We start from the raw sequence: 851 nt of genomic DNA, 5'->3' as shown, positions 1-851 counted from the left end.
CTTAGACATGATTGGGTTGGCCTTGCCCTCCAATTCCTTTTGCTTGTCAGTGAACTCCTCCTCAGTGGCAGTTTGGTTGTCGTCCAACCAGGTGATGGTCTCCTCAGCAGCCTTGGTGACCTCTTCAATCTCAGAAGCATCCAACTTCTCCTTGAATTGATCCTCGCCCAAGGTGGACTTCAAGGAGTAAGCGTAAGATTCCAAACCGTTCTTGGCTTGCACTCTAGCAGCTTCCTTTTCATCCTCTTCCTTGTACTTTTCGGCTTCGTTGACCATTCTCTCGATATCCTCCTTGGACAATCTACCCTTGTCGTTGGTGATTGTAATCTTTTGAGTCTTACCGGTACCCTTCTCCAAGGCACTGACGTTCAAGATACCATTGGCATCGATATCGAAGGTAACCTCGATTTGAGGAACACCTCTTGGTGCTGGTGGAATACCAGACAATTCGAACTTACCCAACAAGTTGTTGTCCTTAGTCTTGGCTCTCTCACCTTCGTAAACTTGAATCAACACACCTGGTTGGTTGTCGGCGTAAGTAGAGAAAGTCTCAGACTTCTTAGTAGGGATGGTGGAGTTTCTTGGAATCAACTTGGTCATGATACCACCAGCGGTCTCAATACCCATAGACAATGGAGCAACATCCAACAACAACAAGTCTTGAGTCTTAGATGAAGTGTCACCAGACAAGATGGCGGCTTGCACAGCAGCACCGTAAGCAACAGCCTCATCGGGGTTGATGGACTTATTTGGCTCCTTACCGTTGAAGAAGTCAGAAACCAACTTTTGAACCTTTGGAATTCTGGTGGATCCACCAACGAGGACAATCTCGTGGACTTGAGACTTGTCAA

The 851-nt window shown here is 47.0% G+C and carries 1 protein-coding gene; it reads right to left on the bottom strand.

Going from position 1 to position 851, the window contains the following annotated elements; genetic code table 11:
• A partial coding sequence (locus H9Y04_RS49160) for an Hsp70 family protein (RefSeq protein ID WP_187820171.1) occupies positions 1-851 on the bottom strand: 851 nt, incomplete at both ends.

It is taken from the genome of Streptomyces polyasparticus (genome assembly GCF_014493765.1).
Taxonomy (GTDB): Bacteria; Actinomycetota; Actinomycetes; order Streptomycetales; family Streptomycetaceae; genus Streptomyces; species Streptomyces polyasparticus.
This window is presented reverse-complemented; position numbering and strand designations above follow the sequence as displayed.